This is a genomic window from Mesorhizobium sp. M0518 (genome assembly GCF_040321125.1).
GTDB lineage: Bacteria > Pseudomonadota > Alphaproteobacteria > Rhizobiales > Rhizobiaceae > Mesorhizobium.
This window is the reverse complement of sequence record NZ_JAMYQY010000007.1, coordinates 1-22,084: the sequence shown is the minus strand read 5'-3', so window position 1 is coordinate 22,084 and position 22,084 is coordinate 1. Positions and strand designations below refer to the sequence as shown.

18 protein-coding genes are annotated in these 22,084 nt (G+C 63.5%); 14 read left to right on the top strand and 4 right to left on the bottom strand.

The genetic code is table 11. The features are described 5' to 3' along the window. Positions 1–155 precede the first annotated feature (155 nt). Both cmk and rpsA read left to right on the top strand, forming a co-directional pair. Positions 156–806: a (d)CMP kinase gene (gene cmk / locus NKI66_RS11935; protein WP_352673244.1), complete on the top strand. Its 651-nt coding sequence runs from the start codon at positions 156–158 to the stop codon at positions 804–806. Positions 807–1,015: 209 nt separating this feature from the next. Next, positions 1,016–2,713 (top strand): 30S ribosomal protein S1, encoded by a 1,698-nt coding sequence (gene rpsA / locus NKI66_RS11930; RefSeq protein ID WP_023811516.1) that lies wholly within the window; start codon positions 1,016–1,018, stop codon positions 2,711–2,713. 113 nt (positions 2,714–2,826) lie between these two features. Here the strand turns inward: rpsA and NKI66_RS11925 are convergent, their stop codons facing one another. From NKI66_RS11925 to NKI66_RS11915, 3 genes are all read right to left on the bottom strand, one after another. Next, a complete protein-coding gene (locus NKI66_RS11925; RefSeq protein WP_023811515.1) occupies positions 2,827–3,534 on the bottom strand; it encodes an SDR family NAD(P)-dependent oxidoreductase in 708 nt (235 codons plus the stop codon). A gap of 186 nt (positions 3,535–3,720) precedes the next feature. Further along, positions 3,721–5,322: a 5-guanidino-2-oxopentanoate decarboxylase gene (locus NKI66_RS11920; protein ID WP_352751704.1), complete on the bottom strand. Its 1,602-nt coding sequence runs from the start codon at positions 5,320–5,322 to the stop codon at positions 3,721–3,723. Further along, on the bottom strand, positions 5,319–6,167 hold the full coding sequence (locus NKI66_RS11915) for a dimethylarginine dimethylaminohydrolase family protein (RefSeq protein WP_128302804.1): 849 nt from the start codon (positions 6,165–6,167) through the stop codon (positions 5,319–5,321). The genes NKI66_RS11920 and NKI66_RS11915 overlap by 4 nt, the downstream gene beginning before the upstream one ends. Before the next feature lie 244 nt (positions 6,168–6,411). Here NKI66_RS11915 and NKI66_RS11910 point away from each other — a divergent pair, with 244 nt between their 5' ends. The 8 genes from NKI66_RS11910 to NKI66_RS11875 all read left to right on the top strand — a co-directional run bounded on the left by NKI66_RS11910 (position 6,412) and on the right by NKI66_RS11875 (position 13,165). After that, on the top strand, positions 6,412–7,227 hold the full coding sequence (locus NKI66_RS11910; RefSeq protein WP_023811512.1) for an ABC transporter ATP-binding protein: 816 nt from the start codon (positions 6,412–6,414) through the stop codon (positions 7,225–7,227). Positions 7,228–7,281: 54 nt separating this feature from the next. Beyond that, entirely contained in the window at positions 7,282–8,082 is an 801-nt protein-coding gene (locus NKI66_RS11905; protein ID WP_023811511.1) for a transporter substrate-binding domain-containing protein, read from the top strand. A gap of 153 nt (positions 8,083–8,235) precedes the next feature. Next, positions 8,236–8,949: an ABC transporter permease gene (locus NKI66_RS11900; protein WP_206516821.1), complete on the top strand. Its 714-nt coding sequence runs from the start codon at positions 8,236–8,238 to the stop codon at positions 8,947–8,949. Beyond that, complete coding sequence (locus NKI66_RS11895; RefSeq protein ID WP_027039831.1) at positions 8,949–9,758, top strand: ABC transporter permease; 810 nt, start codon at positions 8,949–8,951, stop codon at positions 9,756–9,758. The genes NKI66_RS11900 and NKI66_RS11895 overlap by 1 nt, the downstream gene beginning before the upstream one ends. A gap of 163 nt (positions 9,759–9,921) precedes the next feature. Then, positions 9,922–10,923 (top strand): Ldh family oxidoreductase, encoded by a 1,002-nt coding sequence (locus tag NKI66_RS11890; protein WP_352751810.1) that lies wholly within the window; start codon positions 9,922–9,924, stop codon positions 10,921–10,923. A gap of 240 nt (positions 10,924–11,163) precedes the next feature. Continuing rightward, positions 11,164–11,445, top strand: coding sequence for a hypothetical protein (locus NKI66_RS11885; protein WP_023811506.1), 282 nt, complete (start codon positions 11,164–11,166; stop codon positions 11,443–11,445). Between the two features lie 196 nt (positions 11,446–11,641). Continuing rightward, complete coding sequence (locus NKI66_RS11880; protein ID WP_352751702.1) at positions 11,642–12,094, top strand: DoxX family protein; 453 nt, start codon at positions 11,642–11,644, stop codon at positions 12,092–12,094. A gap of 93 nt (positions 12,095–12,187) precedes the next feature. After that, positions 12,188–13,165 (top strand): complex I NDUFA9 subunit family protein, encoded by a 978-nt coding sequence (locus NKI66_RS11875; RefSeq protein WP_023811504.1) that lies wholly within the window; start codon positions 12,188–12,190, stop codon positions 13,163–13,165. 28 nt (positions 13,166–13,193) lie between these two features. Here NKI66_RS11875 and NKI66_RS11870 read toward each other — a convergent pair whose 3' ends face one another. Beyond that, a complete protein-coding gene (locus NKI66_RS11870; RefSeq protein WP_352751700.1) occupies positions 13,194–14,561 on the bottom strand; it encodes a cytochrome P450 in 1,368 nt (455 codons plus the stop codon). A 177-nt stretch (positions 14,562–14,738) separates the two neighbouring features. On the opposite strand from NKI66_RS11870, the gene NKI66_RS11865 reads away from it, so the two are divergent. From NKI66_RS11865 to NKI66_RS11850, 4 genes are all read left to right on the top strand, one after another. Next, positions 14,739–15,308 (top strand): NADPH-dependent FMN reductase, encoded by a 570-nt coding sequence (locus tag NKI66_RS11865; protein ID WP_023811502.1) that lies wholly within the window; start codon positions 14,739–14,741, stop codon positions 15,306–15,308. 91 nt (positions 15,309–15,399) lie between these two features. After that, entirely contained in the window at positions 15,400–18,018 is a 2,619-nt protein-coding gene (locus NKI66_RS11860) for a caspase family protein (RefSeq protein ID WP_352439797.1), read from the top strand. A gap of 161 nt (positions 18,019–18,179) precedes the next feature. Then, entirely contained in the window at positions 18,180–20,651 is a 2,472-nt protein-coding gene (gyrB, locus tag NKI66_RS11855) for a DNA topoisomerase (ATP-hydrolyzing) subunit B (protein WP_023811500.1), read from the top strand. A gap of 232 nt (positions 20,652–20,883) precedes the next feature. Continuing rightward, positions 20,884–21,801, top strand: coding sequence for a hypothetical protein (locus NKI66_RS11850; protein WP_023811499.1), 918 nt, complete (start codon positions 20,884–20,886; stop codon positions 21,799–21,801). The last annotated feature ends 283 nt before the right edge of the window (positions 21,802–22,084 follow it).

The window sequence follows — 22,084 nt, the reverse complement described above, 5'->3', positions numbered from 1 at the left end:
CTCCATTCAATCCTGCAATATTGGCGATTGGCTAAGTCAGCGGTGATGGCTGATCTCCCCCCTTGCGGGGGAGATGTCCGGCAGGACAGAGGGGGGTGTGAAGAATCTCGGCGCCCGTCTTCTTCATCGCACCTGTCAATCGCGGCGGCCCGCCAATGACTCACACCTTCACCATCGCTATCGACGGCCCGGCCGGCGCCGGCAAAGGCACCCTCGCCCGCCGACTCGCCGACCATTACCGGCTGAACCTGCTCGACACCGGCCTCACCTATCGCGCCGTCGCCTATGCGCTGATCCAGCACGCGCTGCCGCTCGACAATGTCTCGGCGGCCGAAACCGCTGCCCGCCAGGTCGATCTGGCGAAGCTCGACCGCGCGGTGCTGTCGGCGCATGCCGTCGGCGAGGCTGCCTCCAAGGTCGCGGTGTACCCGACGGTGCGGCGCATCCTCGTCGAAAAGCAGCGCGACTTCGCCAAGACGCCGCCGGGTGCGGTGCTCGATGGGCGCGACATCGGCACCGTCGTGTGCCCCGACGCCGACATCAAACTCTATGTGACAGCGAGCGCGGAGGTGCGGGCACAGCGCCGGCTGTCGGAGATCGAAAGCATCGGCGGCACCGCTGATTTCACCGAGATCCTCGCCGATATCGTGCGCCGCGACGAGCGCGACATGGGTCGAGCGGACTCACCGTTGAAGCCGGCGGCCGACGCGCACTTGCTTGATACCAGCGAAATGGCTATAGAAGCCGCGTTTCTTGCAGCCATGGCGATCATAGACGACGTGCTGGCCAAAAGAGACAACGCCTGATCCGGGTTTTCCCTCGTATTTCCGTTGTCGGAGGCGAAGAAAATACCCATATCGGGCACGAACCAGCCTGCCAGCATTCTTCATGCGCCGGAATTGCCGTTTAAAGAGCGGCCCAGGGTTTTTGTAGCCCGGAACGCCGGTAGGCCAAACGCAACGCTAACCCACGGCGCCCGTCCCGCTTTTAGATGCGGGGCACTCCAGGAGAAACAATGTCAGCTGCAAATCCCACTCGCGACGATTTCGCGAGCCTGCTCGAAGAATCTTTTACCGCCGGCCATTCCGGCGAAGGTCAGGTCGTCAAGGGCATCATCACCGCCATTGAAAAAGACATGGCTATCATCGACGTCGGCCTCAAGGTCGAAGGCCGCGTGCCGCTGAAGGAATTCGGCGTCAAGGGCAAGGACACCACCCTCAAGGTCGGTGACACCGTCGAAGTCTATGTCGAGCGCATCGAAAACGCGCTTGGCGAAGCGATGCTTTCACGTGAAAAGGCCCGCCGCGAAGAGAGCTGGGTCCGCCTGGAAGAGAAGTTCACCAAGGGTGAGCGCGTCGAAGGCGTCATCTTCAACCAGGTCAAGGGCGGCTTCACCGTCGACCTCGACGGCGCCGTGGCCTTCCTGCCGCGCAGCCAGGTCGATATCCGCCCGATCCGCGACGTCTCCCCGCTGATGCACAACCCGCAGCCGTTCGAGATCCTCAAGATGGATCGCCGCCGCGGCAACATCGTGGTGTCGCGCCGTACCGTGCTTGAGGAGAGCCGCGCCGAACAGCGTTCGGAAATCGTGCAGAACCTCGAAGAAGGCCAGGTTGTCGAAGGCGTCGTCAAGAACATCACCGATTATGGTGCGTTCGTCGACCTCGGCGGCATCGACGGCCTGCTGCATGTCACCGACATGGCATGGCGCCGCGTCAACCATCCGACCGAAATCCTCAACATCGGTCAGACGGTCAAGGTGCAGATCATCCGCATCAACCAGGAAACCCACCGCATCTCGCTCGGCATGAAGCAGCTCGAGAGCGATCCGTGGTCCGAGATCGGCACCAAGTTCCCGATCGGCAAGAAGATCAAGGGTACCGTCACCAACATCACCGACTACGGCGCGTTCGTCGAACTGGAGCCGGGCATCGAGGGTCTCATCCACGTTTCGGAAATGTCGTGGACGAAGAAGAACGTGCATCCCGGCAAGATCCTGTCGACGACCCAGGAAGTCGACGTGGTGGTGCTCGAGGTCGATCCGGCCAAGCGCCGCATCTCGCTCGGCCTCAAGCAGACGCTCGAGAATCCGTGGCAGGCTTTCGCCTCGAGCCATCCGGTCGGCAGCCAGGTCGAGGGCGAGGTCAAGAACAAGACCGAGTTCGGCCTGTTCATCGGCCTCGAAGGCGACGTGGACGGCATGGTGCACCTTTCCGACCTCGACTGGACCCGTCCGGGCGAGCAGGTCATCGAAGAGTACAATCGCGGCGACATGGTCAAGGCGCAGGTGCTCGACGTCGACATCGACAAGGAGCGCATCTCGCTCGGCATCAAGCAGCTGGCCAAGGATACGGTCGGCGAAGCGGCGACTTCAGGCGAACTGCGCAAGAACGCGGTCGTCACCTGTGAAGTCATCGGCGTCAAGGATGGCGGTCTGGAAGTGCGGCTGGTCGACAGCGGCATCGAAACCTTCATCAAGCGCTCCGATCTGAGCCGTGACCGCGACGAGCAGCGCCCCGAGCGCTTCACCGTCGGCCAGAAGGTCGACGCGCGCGTCATCGCCTTCGACAAGAAGACCCGCAAGCTGCAGGTCTCGATCAAGGCGCTGGAAATCGCCGAAGAGAAGGAAGCGGTCGCTCAGTACGGCTCGACCGACTCCGGCGCTTCGCTGGGCGACATCCTGGGTGCCGCGCTGAAGAAGCAGGGCAGCTAAGCCCTTCGCACCGCGAAGCCCTTCGAAGCGAAGTTTTCGCACAGGCTCGAAAACAAAACCCCGCCGGAACAATCCGGCGGGGTTTTTCTTTGACCGCGGTAAAGGGTGGAAGGTTACGCCCTGCCGTAAAGCGGCACCAGCGTACCACTCATCGCCAGATTGGCCGGCGATGCCAGATAGGCGATGGCCTCGGCGGCGGCTTCGAGGCTGACCCATCTGGTGACATCGGCATCCGGCATGTCGGCGCGGTTTGCCGGCGTATCGAGTGTCGACGGCGCCACGGCATTGACCAGGATGCCCTTGTGCTTCAGCTCTTCGGCCATCGCCACCGTCATGGCTGCCACCGCCGCCTTGCTGGCGGCGTAAGCGACCATGCCGGCGCCGCGTCGCGGATCGAGCCCGGCGCGCGCGGTGACGTTGACGATACGGCCCGCGGTATCCGATGCGAGCATAGAGCGTACCGCGGCGCGGCAGCACAGGAAGGCTGTGCGCGCATTGGTGTCCATCATCTCGGCAAAGGACGCCGACTCGATCTTTTCAACAGGTGCCGAGGTGAAGCCGCCGGCCAGATGGATCGAGCCCCAAAGGCCTGGAACCTGGCTGTAGAACGCTTCGACCTTGGCAGGGTCCGAGAGATCGACGTTGTGCACCAGCTGGACACGGTCATGCGTGGTAAAGGGGAAATGCGTGGGGGCGGCAGCATGGGCGTTGGGCACATGGCAGATCGCGCCGTCACTCAGCAGTTTGCCGACAACCGCACCGCCGAGCGCACCGGTTCCACCGGTCACGACGATATGCTTGCCTTCAAGTGTTTCCGTCATCTTGGACGCTCCTGTCATTTTTTTGTCGTTAGGTCGTTTCTGTGCCGCCGACGCGAAGCGTCGCGCCTTTTGCGCCATCACTCAATTGACATCTCGACATGGCAGTTGTCGCGTCTTTGCATGCGTCCGCCCACCGGCCGGCCGTGGTTCAGGGCCGTCGAGACGGGAAATACGTAGCACCGTCCTTCAGTCAACCGTGATTTCGATGACGCGCGGCAGTCCGGTGGCCCGGGCGCGCTTCAACGCGTCCGCGAGAGCGTCGATATCGGCAAGCCGTTCGGCGCCGATGCCATAGGCCTCGGCCAGCTTGCAGAAATCGGGCGGCGCCGGCGATACGCCGACGGGCTCGACACCGACATCGAGCATGGAGGTTTCGATCTCGCGGTAGCCTCTGTTATTCCAGACGATGAAGATGACCGGCGCCCGCGCATCGAGCGCGGCGCCCAACTCCGGCAGCGTGAACTGGAAGCCGCCGTCGCCGGTCAGGCAGACAACCGGCGCATCGGGTATCGCAAGGGCCGCGCCAATCGCCGCCGGCGGGCCATAGCCAAGCGCGCCGAAGCCGGTGGCGGCATTGAACCAGCCGCCTGGGCGGTCGTGGTCGTAATAGAGGTTGGCCGCATAGATCGGCTGCGTCGAATCGCCGACGATGAGCGCGCCCGGCAAGGTGTCGCGGATCATCTCGACGGCACGCACTTGCGCCTGCAGGGTCGGATTGAGCTCGGCAAAGGCTGCTTTTCGTGTAGCAGCGGCGCGCGACGGACCGCCCTCGCTTGCCCGGACATGGCCCGTTTCCAGAAGCAGCGCTTCGAGCGCCTCGGCGCAATCGGCCTGGATCGAAACGGTTGCCGGGCGGCGGGCAATCTGGTCCGCGCCGATATCGATGCGGATCAGATTGGCGGGCAGGACGAAGCCGCCATCGCTGTAGCCGTCATAGTCGGTCGGGCCGAATTCGGTGCCGGCGGCAATGACCAGATCGGCTTCGGCCATCAGCGCCCGTACTGTCTTCAGGCTGGGACTGGCCGGCACGCAAAGCGGATGACCATGCAGCAGGCCGCGCGCATTGGTGGTCTGGACGACCGGCGCTCCCAGCCGCTCGGCCAGACGCCGCAATGGCGCCCCGGCGCGTTTGGCGCCGCCGCCGACCAGGATCAGCGGGCGGCGCGCGGCAGCGATGAGTTTGGCCGCGCTGGCAATTGCGGCACCTTCCGGCGCGGGTGGCGTCACATTGCTCAGCATGGCAGCGATGCCATCCGCCGGCTTGACCATGACGTCGGTCGGGATCTCGATATGCACCGGGCCGGGCCGGGCCAATGAAAACAGGGCGAAGGCCTGCGCCAGAGCAGCGGGCAATTCGCTGGCCTCGGTGACGCGCTTCGAAAACAGCGCCACCTTCTCCATCATGCCGCGCTGATCCGGCAGTTCATGCAGATGGCCGAGGCCCTTGCCCAGCGTCGGCATGGCGTTGACGCCGGATATGACCAGCATCGGCACCGAATCAGCGCGTGCCTGCCCCATGGCGGTGATGGTGTTGGTCAGCCCCGGTCCGGTGATGACGAAGGCGACGCCCGGCCTGCCGCTGGCGCGCGCATAGCCATCGGCCATGAAGCCGGCGCCCTGTTCGTGACGCGGCGTGACGTGGCGGATCTTCGAGCGCGCCAGCCCGCGGTAGAGCTCGACCGTGTGGACGCCCGGAATCCCGAACACCGTGTCGACGCCATGCGCTTCGAGCAGCGAAATCAACGCCTCCCCGACCGTCGTCCCAGTGGTGGCCCCAGTGGCGATCATTGGCGCAGCACCGGGCGCGTCAGGCAGGTCGGACCGCCCTCGCAGGCGATGCAGAGCGCATCCGCATCGAAGGTGGCGACCGTGCAGCCGGCCGCTTCCATGGCGGCCGCCGTCCTGGGAAAGCCGGCAACGGCAATGATCTGGCGCGGCGCGGTCGGCAGCACATTGAGACTGAGCCCGCTGGAGGCGAAGAACTCGTCGGCATCGCCCTCGACCAGCTTGATGCCGCGCGCCCGCAGCATCTGGTAGAAGGCGGCCGGCAGCAAGGGCGCATAGACCAGCGCCAGATCGTCGGCGAGCGGGCTGATCACCGACATCAGATGCAGGCAGGCTTCCTCGCCGTGCCAGAGCGGCAGATCGAAACCGAAGACCGAAATGCCCTTAGGCGAGAGCAGGTTCGAAAGCTGCTGGATGCCGTCCTGGTTGGTGCGTACGCCACGACCGACGGCCAGCGTGGTTGCGTCGACCCAGACACAGTCGCCGCCTTCCACCTGGCCCGGATCGTCGATCCGGCCGAGAATGGGGATCCCCATGCGCTTGTAAGCTGCCTCGTGCAGACCGGGCTCGGCACGGCGCAGCGCCTTGCCCATCGAAAGGATAATCGCGCCATGATCGGTCATCAGCGACGGATCATGGGTGAAGACGGAATCGGCCAGCCCGTCATCGGCGTCCGTCAGCCATTCGATCTCGGCGCCGGAAGCCGCGACCATGCTGGTCAACTGCTCATGCTGGGCCGCCGCCTTCTGCGGATCGAACCCCGGACCATAGTGCCATTCCTGTGCCCTGGCATGACGCATGGCGCTCGTGGCGGACCGCATCAACACGCGTTTCAGGGGTCCGGCCATGGACTGCGACCCGTATGATTTGCCCACTAAATTCTCCCTGAACGTCGGTTGGCGCCACTAACCACTACAGCAAGCTGTGATCAATAGTCCAAAAACCATGGTTGACGGAGGCAAGCGGAACGGTCCATCCTGAGCATGGGAACTCTGTCCAGTGACGGGTAATGGGTAAAAGATACCAGCAGCGACGAGCTCGAACGCTCCGCGGAGCGTGGAAGGAATGACGGCCATAAGCGCCGCATCCGGGATGACAGCGCAAAGCGCCGCACCCGCATTGAAACATACGGCGCAGGACGGCGCCGCCGAAGCCATCCATGTCGAGAACCTGCACAAGAGATTCGGTGAGCTGCATGTGCTGAAGGGCGTCTCGCTGTCGGCGCGCGACGGCGAGGTCATCGCCATCATCGGCGGCTCGGGCTCAGGCAAATCGACCCTGCTGCGCTGCATCAACTGCCTGGAAAACCCCACCAGCGGCATCATCCGCGTCAATGGCGAGGAGATCAAGCTCAAGGCCGACAGCCATGGCCACACGGTCCCGGCCGACCGCAAGCAGATCGAGCGCATCCGCTCCAAGCTCGGCATGGTGTTCCAGAACTTCAACCTGTGGAGCCACATGACGCTGATCGAAAACGTCATCGAGGTTCCCGTACATGTGCTTGGCATCAAGCGCGATGTGGCGATCGGCGAGGCCGAGAAACTGCTCGCCCGTGTCGGTCTGGCCGAAAAGCGCGACGTCTATCCGGCCTATCTGTCGGGCGGCCAGCAGCAGCGCGCGGCGATCGCCCGGGCGCTGGCCATCAATCCGCGCGTCATGCTGTTCGACGAGCCCACCTCCGCACTCGATCCCGAGCTGGTCGGTGAGGTGCTGAAGGTGATCGGCGACCTGGCGCGCGAAGGCCGCACCATGGTGCTGGTCACCCACGAGATGAAGTTCGCCCGCGAGGTCGCGACGCATGTCGTCTATCTCTACAATGGATTGGTCGAGGAAGAAGGCCCGCCGGAGCAGATCTTCGGCGCGCCCAAATCCGAAAGGCTGAAGCAGTTCATCCGCAACATCGGCTAGGACAGGCCGGGACGGAAGAAAACCGGGAACCAACAACAAACTGGGAGTCGTGACATGAAGACTGTTCTGAAAACATTCGCCGCAGCGCTGCTGCTCGGCGTCGCCGCCATGGGCGTGGCCAAGGCCGATCCGGTCAAGATCGGCGTCGCCGCCGAGCCTTATCCGCCCTTCACCTCGCCCGATGCTTCGGGCAAGTGGGTCGGTTGGGAGATCGACTTCATCGATGCCGTCTGCGCCGAGGAGAAGCTCGATTGCGTCATTACCCCGGTCGCCTGGGACGGCATCATCCCGGCACTGACGACCAAGAAGATCGACCTCATCGTCTCCTCGATGTCGATCACCGCCGAACGCGCGAAGACGATCGATTTCTCGGACAAGTACTATAACACGCCGACCGCGATCATCGGCCCCAAGGACCAGAAATTCGGCTCCGCCCCGGACGACCTCAAGGGCAAGATCGTCGGCGTGCAGGTTTCGACGGTGCACGCTGTCTACGCCAAGAAGCACTTTGGCAGCACAGCCTCGGAGATCAAGGAATACCAGACCCAGGACGAGGCCAACAACGATCTGGCCGCCGGCCGCCTCGATGCGGTCCAGGCCGATTCCATCGCGCTTGGCGAGTTCCTGAAATCCGACCAGGGCAAGGCCTGCTGCGACTTGAAGGGGATGGTCGCTCCTGACGACGAAGTGCTCGGACCGGGCGTCGGGGCCGGCGTGCGCAAGGAAGACACCGAACTGAAGGGCAAAATCAACGCCGGCATCAAGGCGATCCGCGCCAACGGCAAATATGACGAGATCTCGAAGAAATACTTCGATTTCGACATTTACGGCGGTGGCGGCGCACAGTCGAACTGACGATCCTCGTATGAGCAGGGGGCAGGGCGCCAGCGCCATGCCCCCTGCTCGATCTTTCCCAGGCATGTTTGCCGCCGACGCAGCCGTCGGCGGTTGGCCAGCACTTCGGGGGCGACGCTGATCGACGCACTTCTTTCGGCCTCCGCGGCCGGCATCACCGAGCTTCTCTCGCCCTACCCGCCAGGCTGGGGCGGGACGCTTCTGGTCGGGCTGCTGCATTCGATCGAGATCGCGCTGGGCGCCACGTGCCTCGGCCTTCTGATCGGCACCGGCGGCGCCTATGGCAAACTTTATGGCGGGCCGGTGGTGCGCGATCTCCTGGCGGTCTACACCACCATCGTGCGCGCGGTGCCCGAACTGGTGCTGATCCTGCTGCTCTATTACGCCGGAACCGACCTGATCAATCAGGCGCTGACGGCCATGGGCTATCAGCGCGTCGACGTGAGTGGCCTTGCCGCCGGCATCGCCGTGCTCGGCTTCGTCCAGGGCGCCTATTCGACCGAGGTGATACGCGGCGCGATTCTGGCCATTCCGCAGGGCCAGATCGAAGCCGCGCGCGCCTATGGAATGTCTCCCGGCCTGCTGCTGCGGCGCATCACCTTGCCGTCAATGCTGCCCTTCGCCATACCGGGCCTCGCCAATCTCTGGCTGATCGCCACCAAGGACACCGCGCTATTGGCGGTCGTCGGTTTCTACGAGCTGGCGCTGGCGACGCGGCAGGCGGCGGGTGTCACCAAAGCCTATTTCACCTTCTTTTTCGCGGCGGGCGTGCTTTATCTGCTTTTGTCGCTGTTCTCCAACCTCGTCATCGGCCGTGTCGAGACCTGGTCGCGGCGCGGCATGCCTTCGCTCAAGGAGGCGCGCTGATGGCCAACGAGGCTGCCATCATCAACGTCGTCGCGCGAACGTCGCTGTGGCTGCAGCCGCACCGCATCGTGCTGATCCTGATCGCACTCGGCCTGGTTCTGTCGGCCGCCTTTTTCATGCGCTGGGACTGGCTGCCGCAATATTATGAAATGGGCTTGATCGGCATCTGGCGGTCGCTGTGGATCCTGGCCGTCACCTGCGTCCTGGGCTTCCTGCTGGCCGTGCCGCTAGGGCTGGCGCAAGCCGCCGGCTCATTCTGGTTCGCCGCGCCCGCCAAGGTGTTCTGCACGGTGATCCGGGGCACGCCGCTGCTGATCCAGCTATGGCTGCTTTATTACGGCCTGGGCTCGCTGTTCCCGCAATATCCTTGGATCCGCGAATCCTGGATGTGGCCATATCTGCGGCAAGCCTGGCCCTATGGCGTGCTGGCGTTGACCCTGTCGTTCGCCGGCTATGAGGGCGAGGTGATGCGTGGCGCCTTTGCCGGCGTGCCGAAGGGGCAACTCGAAGCCGCCCGCGCGTTCGGCATGAGCCGCTGGAAGGCGTTCCGGCGCATCTGGCTGCCGCAAGCCATCTATCGGGCGCTGCCGACGCTGACCGGGGAGACCGTGCTGCAGTTGAAATCGACGCCGCTGGTGGCGACGATCAGCGTCATCGACATCTTCGCCGTTTCGTCCAAGGTGCGGCAGGACACCTATCTCACCTATGAACCCCTGCTGCTGCTGGCGCTGATCTACATGACGATCACCGGTATTCTGGTGTTTGCCTTCAGCAGGATCGAGGCGCGGATCCCGAACAAGATTGGTTAGAGGGGAGTAGGGGAGTAGGGGAGTAGGGGAGTAGGGGAGTATCAGGTTACTATCCACATTCACATTTCCATCCCCATTCGCTATTCACTGCCCACTGTCCCCTACTCCCGTACTCCCGTACTCCCGTACTCCCCTATTCCCTTACTCCCCTAGGACGGCCATGATGCAACTCAGTCTCGACCAGGCAAAAGGACTGTGCCGGATGGCGGCACTTGGCGCCGGCGCCAATGAGGAAGCGGCACAATCGCTCGCTGCTTCGATCATAGCAGCCGAGGCCGAAGGGCTTTCCTCGGTCGGTCTGTCGCATTTCATCGACTATCTTGAGGCGCTGGAAGCCGGACGCATCGACGGCAATGCCGATCCGGTGATCACCCGGCCGGCGCTTGCGGTCTATCTCTCCGATGCACGCGGCGGGCTGGCGCATACCGGCTTCGACCGCACCATCGACGACCTCGCCAAGGCGGCAAAGCTGTTCGGTGTCGCCATCTTCTCGCAGAAGAACGCCTATACATGCGGCGCGCTCGGCTATTTCACCGGAAGGCTGGCAGCACTTGGACTGGTGTCGTTCGCCGCCACCAACGGCCCGGCCGTGCTTGCCGGCTCGGGCTCGGTCAAGCCGGTCTATTGCACCAACCCGATGTCGTTTGCCGCACCCGCCGCCGACGGCGCGCCGCTGGTCATCGACCAGTCGTCAAGCGCCACCGCCTTCGTCAACATCCGCAAAGCGGCCGAAGAGGGCAAGACAATCCCGGAAGGCTGGGCGCTGGACGCCAGCGGCAACCCGACCACCGATCCGGCCGCCGCCATGAAGGGCGCCATGCTTGCCTTCGGCGGCCAGCGCGGTGCCAACATCGCGTTGATGGTCGAAGTGCTGGCAGCCGGCCTGTCAGGCGCCAACTGGTCGCTCGACGCGCCATGGTTCAGCGGCGGGCCGGACAGTCCCGGCACCGGCCTGTTCGTGCTTGCCGTCGAGCCCAAGCTGCTCGATCCGGATTTCGAGCAGCGAATGAAGGACCAACTCGACCGGCTGCGGCGGCGCTTCGGCGTGCACGTGCCGGGCCGCGCCCGTGCAGAGGCGGCAGAGAAGGCGCAAGCGCGGGGCATCACCGCATCCAAGGCGGTGGTGCAGCGCATTTCCGAATTCGCCGCACGCTACTCTTCCTGAATAATAATTAAATATCAATTGGTTATCTGAAATCAGCCCGCCCCAGGCGCGGTGCGGTGCGATTTTCTTTGCGCGCCGCTGAACCTTTCCGCGCCTTGCTGCGACACAGCTTTGTCCAGGGCAAGGCGAGCTTGCCCGATCCACACCGGGGGAAGCAGCAAACCGAAATCGAAAGCCTGCATCACGCGATGGCCGGTCCTTCGCGCCTCGGAAACTCAACCCAAATCAAAGGAAATTGTCATGACCAACACCAAGATCACCATGCTGACCGCCGTCCTTCTGCTCGGCTCGTTCATGGGTGCCACACAGGCAGCCACCTTGAAGGCCGCGCCGGCCAAGCCGTCTAGCCCGGGTGTCATCACTGCCCCGAGCGGCGGGGCCACCGAAGATCACTACTGCAAGAACGGCCATGCAAAATTCGCCAATTGCAGCGCCGATTTCGTCGCCGCCTGCAAGAAGGTTGGTGGCACCATGTCGGATGTTCAGGGCTGGGGTGGGCGTACTTGCTTCACGCCCTCCTGATACCGTCTCAGGTCAGGCCGCTCCGTCGGCCCCTGACTTCACATGGACGTCGCCCGGAAAACCCCGCTTCTGCGGGGTTTTCTGCGTTTTGATCGAACAATGGTAAAACATTCTTATTCTGGTCAACTTTTGTTTATTTGACTTCGGCCGACCCGATCGGCCGTTTGCGCTGATTGAGCAAAACAGAGGAGTTATAATGTCGGCAAGCACGGACAATCCCCGCAACGCCCTTGTCATCCCGGCCCTTGGCAGGGTTTACGCCGCTCTGCACGATGGTGCCGAAACGGTTCTTCGCGTCGTCGCCGGTGGGTTTCTAGCCATCCACGGTTCGCAGAAGATCACCAATCCTTTCGGCGCCGCCGAGATGGTCGAGGGTCTCGGCTTTTATCCGGGTGCGTTGTGGTCCTTGCTTTTGGCCTGCACTGAATTCTTCGGCGGCATCTTCATCGCCATCGGGTTTTTGACGCGGCCGGCCGCCTTTGCCGGCCTGTTCGTGCTGCTGGTCACGGTCTGGTTCCACTGGGTTACGATGGACCAGGGTTATTCGGGCGCGGAGAAGTCGCTGCTGTGGGCGGCGATCCTGCTCTTCTTCGTCATTCGCGGCGGCAACCGCCATTCGGTCGACGCCCGTATCGGCAAAGCGTTCTGACAGGCTGATAGCGACGACGCGTCGCCCTTTGCCTTTGGCACGAAACGGATTATGAAACGGCTTCAGCCAAGCTTGCGAGCGCCGGAGCCAGCCATGACCGAAATCCTGCAGACCCCAAAGCTCGTCGTCGTCTTTGGCGGGTCAGGCTTTGTCGGCCGCCATGTCGTGCGTGCGCTGGCCAAGCGCGGCTATCGCATCCGGGTCGCCTGCCGGCGGCCCGATCTTGCCGGCCATTTGCAGCCGCTTGGCAATGTCGGCCAGATCCAGCCGGTCCAGGCCAATGTGCGCGTGCGTTGGTCGGTAGACCGCGCCGTGCAAGGCGCCGACCATGTCGTCAATCTGGTCGCCATCCTGCATGAGAGCGGCCGGCAGAAATTCTCCGCCGTGCACGAATTCGGCGCCCGCGCAGTGGCCGAGGCCGCGCGCTCGGTCGGCGCCGGCCTGACCCACATTTCTGCGCTTGGCGCCGATCTGGACTCCGAATCGGACTACGCGCGCACCAAGGCGCTTGGCGAAAAGGCTGTGCTGGAGACGATCAAGGACGCCGTGATCTTCCGGCCGTCGATCAATTTCGGACCCGAAGACGGCTTCTTCAATCGCTTCGCCAACATGGCGCGCTATTCGCCGGTGCTGCCGCTGATCGGCGGCGGCCAGACCAAGTTCCAGCCGGTCTATGTCGGCGACGTTGCCGAAGCGGTGGCGCGCTCGGTCGACGGCAAGGTGGATGGCGGCCATATCTATGAACTCGGCGGGCCGAAGGTGCTCACCTTCAAGGAATGCATGGAAGAGCTGCTCGAGGTGATCGAGCGCAAGCGCCTGCTGGTGCCGGTGCCGTGGTGGGTGGCCAACATCCAGGCCTCGATCCTCGGCCTCTTGCCCAATCCGCTGCTGACCAAGGACCAGGTGATGCAGCTGCGCGAACACAACATCGTTTCGGACGCGGCCGCCAAGGCCAACCGGACGCTTGCGGGGCTCGGCATCCAGCCGCAATCGATCGCGACGATCCTGCCCAGCTATCTCTGGCGCTACCGCGCCGCTGGCCAGTTCCAGCAGCGCAAGCCTGCAGCATAGTCGTTACAGCTACCTGAAGGGGTCACGCCTATCTTGGCGTCACCCGCATCGGCAGACCGCCTTGTGGCTGCGTGGTGAGTTTCTGCACCGGCCAAGGCTTGGTTTCGGCGGTGGTGTCGAAGCGGAAGCGCGACAGCATGATCGCCAGCGCGATGATCGCCTCCTGCATGGCGAAGCTGGCGCCGATGCAGACGCGAGGACCGGCGCCAAACGGCAGATACTGGAAGCGGTCGATCTTTTCGCGGTTTCCCGGATGGAAGCGCTCCGGCAGGAAGGCATCTGGCCTGTCCCACAGTTTCCTGTGGCGATGCACGACCCAGGGCATCACCAGCACGGCGGCATGCTTCGGAATATAAAGATCCTTCCACATTTCCGGTTCGATCGGCTCGCGGTTGATCGACGGCGCCGGCGGATAGAGCCTGAGCGCTTCGTCGAAGGCGGCGCGGGTGAACGGCATGGCGCCAAGCCATTTCGTCGGATCGGGCTCGCGCGCCAGCACCTGGTCGATCTCGTGCTCGACCCGGTCGCGCTCCCACGGTGATTCAGCCAGGCAATAGAGCGTCCAGCCCAAAGCCCGCGCGGTCGTCTCATGGCCGGCGCCGATGAAGGTGATGATGTTGTCCTCGACCTCGGCCCGCGTCAGTCCGTCGGGGCCCTCGGCCTTGAGCAACAGCGTCAGGAAATCCTGCGGCACGGCACCTGGATCGCGCTTGAATTTCCCTTCGCGCATCTTGACCGTGTCGGTGACGATCTTGCGGAAATAGGCCATGGTCTTGCGGCCACGGATGCGGGTCAGCCTCGGCAGCCAATCGGGCGCGCGCAACAGGTCGAGCGGGTCGACGCGTCCCATGGTCTCGAACAGGCGGTCGATCTCGTTGGCGAAACTGCCGGGCTCGCCAGCGATCTCGCCGGAAAACAGCGTCTCGGCCAGGATGTCGTAAGTGAGCAGCGTCATGTCATGAGCGATGTCGGACGTGCCGCCGTCTTCATAGCGGGTGACGAAGTCCAGCGTGCGCCTCAGCATCGGCTGGGCGAAGCCGAAGATGTGGCGCGGCGTGAACACCGGCGCCATCGCCTTGCGCGACCGCTTCCAGACCTCGCCCTCGGCGGTCAGCAGGCCGTCGCGCAGGATCGGCCGCAGGATCTTCTGGCGCACCGTCGCCATCTTGTAGTTCCTGGCGTTGTCGACCAGCACATGGCGGATCAGGCCGGGATCGTTGGCGACGATCAGATGTCCGCCAACGCCATTGGCCCAAATCCAAGGCTCGTTGTAGGTGTGTTCACCCCACAATTCGAGCGGGTTGCGGTAGACGATGCGGATCATCTCCAGCGTCGAGGGCGGCGTCGTGCGCGGCTTCGGCGCCGGGGGAATGAAGGGGGCGGGCTGGATGTCCATGCTGTGCTCCGCTGATGACCCAATGTAGTGGGCCGCAAAGCAGGCGTCCATGTGACCGTACGGCAAGGCCCTGCTCTCCGGAACGTGACCGGTTACCGTGAGGTGCCTTCTTGTTGCCCCGAGCGGCATGCCCTAGGTGGCAGTCACCAATGGATACCGCTATCGCAGGAGCCCAGCTTGAAGCACCAGTTGAACATCATCATCGGCAGCACGCGGCCAGGCCGCGCAGGGCCGGTTTTTGCCAAGTGGCTGGAGACGTTCGCGCGCGAGCATGGAAAATTCGAGCCGGTACTGACCGACATCGACACGTTCAAGCTTCCGGTGCTGGACGAACCGCACCATCCAAGACTCGGCAATTACCAGAACGACCATACCAAGGCCTGGTCGAAAGCGATCGATGCCGCCGATGCCTTCGTCTTCGTGGCGCCGGAATACAATTATTTCGTGGCGCCGGCGATCGTCAACGCGATCGATTATCTCTCGCGTGAATGGAAGTACAAGCCTGCCGCCATTTTCAGCTATGGCGGCGTCTCCGGCGGCCTGCGCGCGGCGCAAGCGCTGAAGCCGCTGCTGACCTCGGTGGGTGTCATGCCGATCTCGGAAGGCGTCGCCCTGCCGATGTATCAGAAACTGCTCGACGAGAACGGCGCTTTCAACGCCGGCGAACAGGTGCAGGGCGGAGCCAAAACCATGCTCGACGAGCTGTTGCGCTGGAGCGAGGCTTTGAAGCCTATGCGGGCTGCCTGAAAACGCTGGTCTTCCGCAAAAAGCCCGGCTTGCTCATGGCATAAAGAGGTGGAATGTTCGCGCAAAGGGACAAGCCGGGGGGCGGTTCGACTTGCGTTTGCTTTTTGCCTTGCTGCTGATGCTCATGACCACCGCCACCGCGGCGGCTGAGCGGCGCGTGGCCTTGATCATCGCCGACGACGACTACCGCCTGATCCGGCCGCTTGCCAACCCGGTTCATGACGGCGAGGCGATGGGAGCGGTGCTGAAGAAGCTCGGCTTCGAGGTCGTCCTCGAAACCAACCGCGACCTGCGGCGCATGCGCCGCGCGCTCGACGATTTTCGCCAGGATGCCAAAGGCGCCGACGTGGCGCTGGTCTACTTCTCCGGCCACGGCGTGGAAATCTCGGGCGATAACCGGCTGCTGCCGGTCGATGCCGACCCCTCTTCGCTCGATGCGCTGGAGAAGACCAGCTTGCCTCTGGAGGAGGTGCGCAAGACCGTGGCCGCCACCGCCAAGGTCGGCCTGATCATGCTCGACGCCTGCCGGAGCGATCCGTTTTCGGGCACGGTGGGTGACGGGCGCGGTGCGACGTCGCTGGTCAAGGATGTCGTGGAAAATGTCCGGCCGGGGCTTGGTCGGACTGGCCGCGCCGAAAACATCCTGTTCGCTTTCTCGGCAGCACCCGGCGAGACGGCGGCCGACGGAACCGGCCAGAACTCGCCATTCACCACGGCGCTGACCAAATATCTCGGCACCAGCGGGCTCGAAATCCGCTCGGTGCTGACGCTGGTGCAGCAGGAGGTCTACGATTTGTCGCGGGGCAAACAGCTGCCTTACGTCGAGAGCGGCCTGCCGAAGCTGTTCTTTGCCGCGGCCGCCATGGAACAATTGCCGGAGCGCGAGCGCCTGTTGCTTGCCATGGCCGACGTGACGCCGGAAATGCGCGGTGAGGTCGAGCAGGTTGCCAGCGATGCCGACATGCCGCTGGCGCCTCTCTACGGCGTGCTGATCAGCTCCGACGCCAGCCACCTTTCGGCGGACAGCCTGAATGCCCGGTTGCGCGAGGCGGCGGACGCCTTCGTCAAGGTGCGCGGCGAAATGAGGACGCTGGCCTCCGATGATCCGCAGGTGACGGAGCTGCGCCGGCAGGCCGAGGAGCAGCTTTCGCTCGGCGCCTTCGATGGGGCTCGCGCCATCCTCGCAAAGGCCGCCGACATCGACAATGTTTCGCGCAACGCCTTGAAGGCCAATTTCGTCGGCCGCACGCTGTCCGAGGCGGCGACGCGTTTCCTGTCCGGCGGTGCGGCGCGCGCCGACCTCGACTACGCCACGGCCATCAACGATTATGAATCGGTCCTGGCTCTTTACCGCGAGGCCGGGCAGACCGATCTGACCCTGGACCAGGCCGACCGCCAGATCCGCACGCTGGACGAACTCGGCAAGCTCTACACCCTTGTCGGCAACACCGATGCGGCAGGCCGCGCCTTTGCAGCGCTGGTATCCAATCTCGAGCTGCGTTCGGCCCGGGAAACCGACCCGAGCGTCAAGCGCGATTTTGCCGTCAGCCACATCAAGCTCGGCAACGTCAAGCTGGCGCAAGGGGACCTGCCGGAAGCGCTGGAAAACTATCGGACCGCCAGAACCATGCTCAGGGATTTGACCGCTGCCGAACCCGATCGGCTGCCATGGTTCGGGGACTTCGCCATGGTCGACGACAAGATCGGCAACGTGCTGGTGACGCAAGGCGATCTGGCCAGCGCCGCACAAGTCTACCAGGAAAGCCTGTCGATCAAGAAGCAACTTGCCGATAATGAACCGGAGCGCGCCGAGCTGCAGCGCGACCTGACCATCACCTATGACGAGATCGGCGGCCTTGCCCGGGTCATGGGGCGACTGGACAACGCCCAGATGGCCTACGAGGAGAGCCTGAAGGTCCGATTGGCGCTGGCCGAGAAGAAGCCGTGGGACGCCGAGCGGCAACGCGATGTCTCCGTCAGCCATGATACGATCGGCGACCTCAAGCGCGAGCGCGGCGATGCGGCGGGCGCACTCGCGTCCTATAAAGCGGGCCATGCGATCGTCGAACAATTGGTGGGCCGCGACCCCGACAACAGTGAGCTGAAGCGCGACCTGTCGGTCGGCAACGCAAAGATCGGCAATGCGCTGAGCGATCAAGAGGACTGGCCGGCAGCCCTCGCCGCCTACAGGCAAGCCCTCTCGATAGCCGGCGTGCTGGCGGCCAGTGACCCTGCCAACGCCGACTGGCAACGCGACCTCTCGGTCAGCTTGGAAAAAGTAGCGGGCATTCGGGCGATACAGGGCGACCGCGCTGGAGCGCTCAAGGCCTATACAGACAGTTTCGCCATCGCCGACCGGCTGGCCAAGCTCGACCCTGCCAATGCCGACTGGCAACGCGACCTGTCGATCACTCTGTCCGAGATCGGCATGCTCAAGGCCAAGCATCGCGACGTCAAAGGCGCGCGGCAGGCTTTCCAGGACAGTCTCGACATCCGCCAGCAGCTCGCCCGGTCCGACCCAAACAACGCCACCTGGCAGCGCGACCTGGTGGTGGCCATGATCGACTACGCTCAGGTCGCCAAGAACCCCAAGGCCGTGCTTTCCCAGGCGCTGGACATGACGCTGGAGCTCGACCGCAGCGGGCGGCTGGCGCCGCGATATAAGTTCATGATCAAGTTTCTCAGGGACCGGCTGGCCAAAGTGAAATAGGGCCTGACGGGAGGCTGTCATGGACAGCCGGCTCATTCCCCGTGAAATGCCTGCAAACCTTGGAAAAACCGCCTTTTGCGCCTATATCTAGTGCATATCAGAGGCGCGATTCGAAGCGGGTTTTTCGCGCCGTGCAAGCGGCATCCAGACAACAGGTTTTCATGAGCGATCAGATCGACAACAACAACGGCGCTGAAGCCGAATACGGCGCCGATTCCATCAAGGTTTTGAAGGGGTTGGATGCTGTCCGCAAACGCCCCGGAATGTATATCGGCGATACCGACGACGGTTCGGGCCTGCATCACATGGTCTATGAAGTGGTCGACAACGCCATCGACGAGGCGCTGGCCGGTCACGCCGATCTCGTCACCGTGACGCTCAACCCCGATGGTTCGGTCACCGTGATCGACAATGGCCGCGGAATTCCAACCGATATCCACACCGGAGAAGGCATTTCGGCGGCCGAAGTGATCATGACGCAGCTGCATGCCGGCGGCAAGTTCGACCAGAATTCCTACAAGGTCTCGGGCGGCCTGCATGGCGTCGGCGTCTCGGTGGTCAACGCGCTGTCGGCGTGGCTGAAGCTGAAAATCCGCCGCAACGGCCAGATCTTCGAGATGAGTTTCACGCATGGCAATGCCGACGCGCCGCTGAAGGCCACCGGCAGCTATGAGCAGGACAAGCAGCCGGGCACCTATGAGGGCCGCAGCGGCAGCCAGATCACCTTCTTCCCGTCGGCCGAGACCTTCACCATGGTCGAGTTCGACTTCGGCACGCTGGAACACCGGCTGCGCGAGCTTGCCTTCCTCAATTCCGGCGTGCGCATCATTTTGACCGATGCCCGTCACGCCGATGTCGTGCGCCATGAACTGCACTATGACGGAGGCCTCGAAGAATTCGTCAAATATCTCGATCGGGTCAAGAAACCGCTGATCGACAAGCCGATCGCCATCAAGGCGGAGCGCGACGGAATCACCGTCGAAGTGGCGATGTGGTGGAACGACAGCTACCACGAGAACGTGCTGGCCTTCACCAACAACATCCCGCAGCGCGATGGCGGCACGCATCTGGCCGGCTTTCGCGGCGCGCTGACGCGCCAGATCACCGGCTATGGCGAATCGTCGGGCCTGACCAAGAAGGAAAAGGTCTCGCTGATCGGCGACGATTGCCGCGAAGGCCTGACGGCGGTGCTTTCAGTCAAGGTTCCAGATCCGAAATTCTCCTCGCAGACCAAGGACAAGCTGGTCTCGTCGGAGGTCCGTCCTGTCGTCGAAGGCCTGGTCAACGAAGCGCTCGGCACCTGGCTTGAAGAACATCCGAGCGAAGGCAAGGTGGTCGTCGACAAGGTGATCCAGGCCGCGGCGGCGCGTGAAGCGGCGCGCAAGGCGCGCGATATCACCCGCAAGAGCTCGCTCGGCGTCACTTCCCTGCCCGGCAAGCTGGCCGACTGCCAGGAACGCGACCCGGCGAAGTCCGAAATCTTCATCGTCGAGGGTGACTCCGCCGGCGGCTCGGCCAAGGGCGGCCGTTCGCGCCAGAATCAGGCCATTCTTCCGCTGCGCGGCAAGATCCTCAATGTCGAGCGGGCCCGCTTCGACCGCATGCTCGGCTCCGACATGATCGGCACGTTGATCACGGCGCTCGGGACCTCGATCGGCAAGGACGAGTTCAACGCCGACAAGCTGCGCTACCACAAGATCATCCTGATGACCGACGCCGATGTCGACGGCGCCCATATCAGAACCTTGCTGCTGACCTTCTTTTTCCGGCAGATGCCGGAGCTGATCGAGCGCGGCCATCTCTACATCGCCCAGCCGCCGCTCTACAAAGTGACGCGCGGCAAGAGCTCGCAATACATCAAGGACGAGAGCGCGTTCGAGGAGTTCCTGATCGGCTCGGGACTGGAGGAAGCATCGCTTACCCTCGGCTCGGGCGAGGTTCGCATCGGACAGGACCTGCGCGGAGCCATCGACGACGCGCTGGCGGTGCGCCAGCTGATCAACGGCCTGCACACGCGCTACAACAGAGGCGTCGTCGAGCAGGCGGCGATCGCCGGCGGGCTCAACCCGGACGTGTTCACCGATCTCGGCCGCGCCAACGACATGGCGGAGCGGATTGCAAAACGCCTCGACATCATCGCCGAGGACACCGAGCGCGGCTGGACCGGCCGCATGTCGACCTCGAATGAAGGCGTCGGCGGCTATGTGTTCGAGCGCACGGTGCGCAGCGTCAAGGAATACGCGCATCTCGACCTGGCGCTGATCAATTCGGCCGACGCACGCCAGCTCGACCGCTACGCACAGCGCCTCAGCGAGGTCTACGGGTCGCCGCCGGTGCTGCGCCGCAAAGATGTCTCCGAAACCATCTCGGGGCCGCTGGCGATGCTCAACGCGGTCTTTGCGACCGGCCGCAAGGGCCTGACGATGCAACGCTACAAGGGTCTCGGCGAGATGAACGCCGAACAGCTGTGGGAAACCACGCTCGATCCGAACGTGCGCTCGCTGCTGCAAGTCAAGGTCAATGACGCGACCGATGCGGATTCGCTGTTTTCGCGGCTGATGGGCGATGAGGTCGAACCCAGGCGCGAGTTCATCCAGGACAACGCGCTGTCGGTCGCCAATCTGGACATCTGATCTGGACATCAAATCTGAATTGGCGCGCTGCGGCGCGCCAATGTTCCGCTGGCGGCAAGAAAATCATTTTACAACGCGCCGGAACGGAAGTTCCCTTGGAACATTGTGACAACATCGATTCACAATATTCTAACAGGAGGCCTCCATGGGACGTGGCATTTTGCTCTGGTTGCTCGGCATTCCGATTCCGATCATCATTCTGATCATGCTGTTCGTACGATAGGGGGCTTCCATGCAGTCCACCCTGTCGGCGGTCGATGTTTCCGCCTCAACCGAGTCCTCCTCCACCGCCGTCAGCTGGGGACCGATCATCGCCGGAGCCTTCGCGGCCTCGACATTGACCCTCATCCTCATGCTGCTCGGTTCGGGGCTGGGATTGAGCATGGTGTCGCCATGGTCGGGATCGGGCGCATCTGTGACCACTTTCGCGGCGTCCACCGCGATCTGGCTTGTCATCGTGCAATGGCTGTCCTCCGGCGTCGGCGGCTATCTTGCCGGACGCCTGCGCACCAAATGGGTCGGCATCCACACCGATGAAGTCTATTTCCGGGACACCGCACACGGCTTTCTTGCCTGGGCGCTGGCCACGTTGCTCGTCGTCGGCGTGCTTGGCTCCGCGCTTTCCGCTGCGATAGGCTCAGGCGTGCAGGCGGTGTCCACCATCGCGTCTGGCGCGGCCATGGGCGCATCGGCGGGAGCTTCGGCCAATGCCGACAGCACATCGGCAGACAATGCGACCTCCTACCTGGTGGATTCGCTGTTCCGTCCGGCTGATCCGGGCAGGCTGGCTGCCGCCAATCCGGACAGCGATGCGGCTGCGGTCGGTCAGGCTTCGCGCATCCTGATCGCCGGTGCAGCGGCAGGCGAGGTTTCCGCAGACGACAAAACGTATCTGTCGCAGCTGGTCGCCGTCCGCACAGGGCTTTCTGAAGCAGACGCCAGGACCCGGGTGGATGCCGTCCTCGCCAAGGCTCAGGACGCCAAAGTCAAGGCGCAGCAGGCCGCCGACACCGCCAGGAAGGCCAGTGCGACGTTTGCCCTGCTTGGTGCGCTCTCGCTGGCCATCGGCGCCTTTATCGCCAGTGCCGCCGCGGCCCTCGGAGGCAGGCAGCGCGACGATGAGGAAGCGGTTTTTATCGCCAACCGCTGAACTGCACTTGCAACAAAGCCACTCCGGCCCGCCCGGAGTGGCTTTGCTTTGAATTGTCGCACAGCGTTGCCTCGACCCCGTTCGCTGAAGTCCGTTCCTATTTTCGGGGAGGAATCGTCGGTGCTTCGGCTTGGCTCGGCTCCAGTTTGCGACCGAGGTCGACCGCGTCGCGCAGCACGGCTAGAGCGTTTCATATTTTGACGGAAGCGTAGCCTGCGTTTTCGAAGTAGTTCTTGCATTCGGCTGCCTCGATGGTTTCGACGAGGTGGCCGATGTGGCGCCA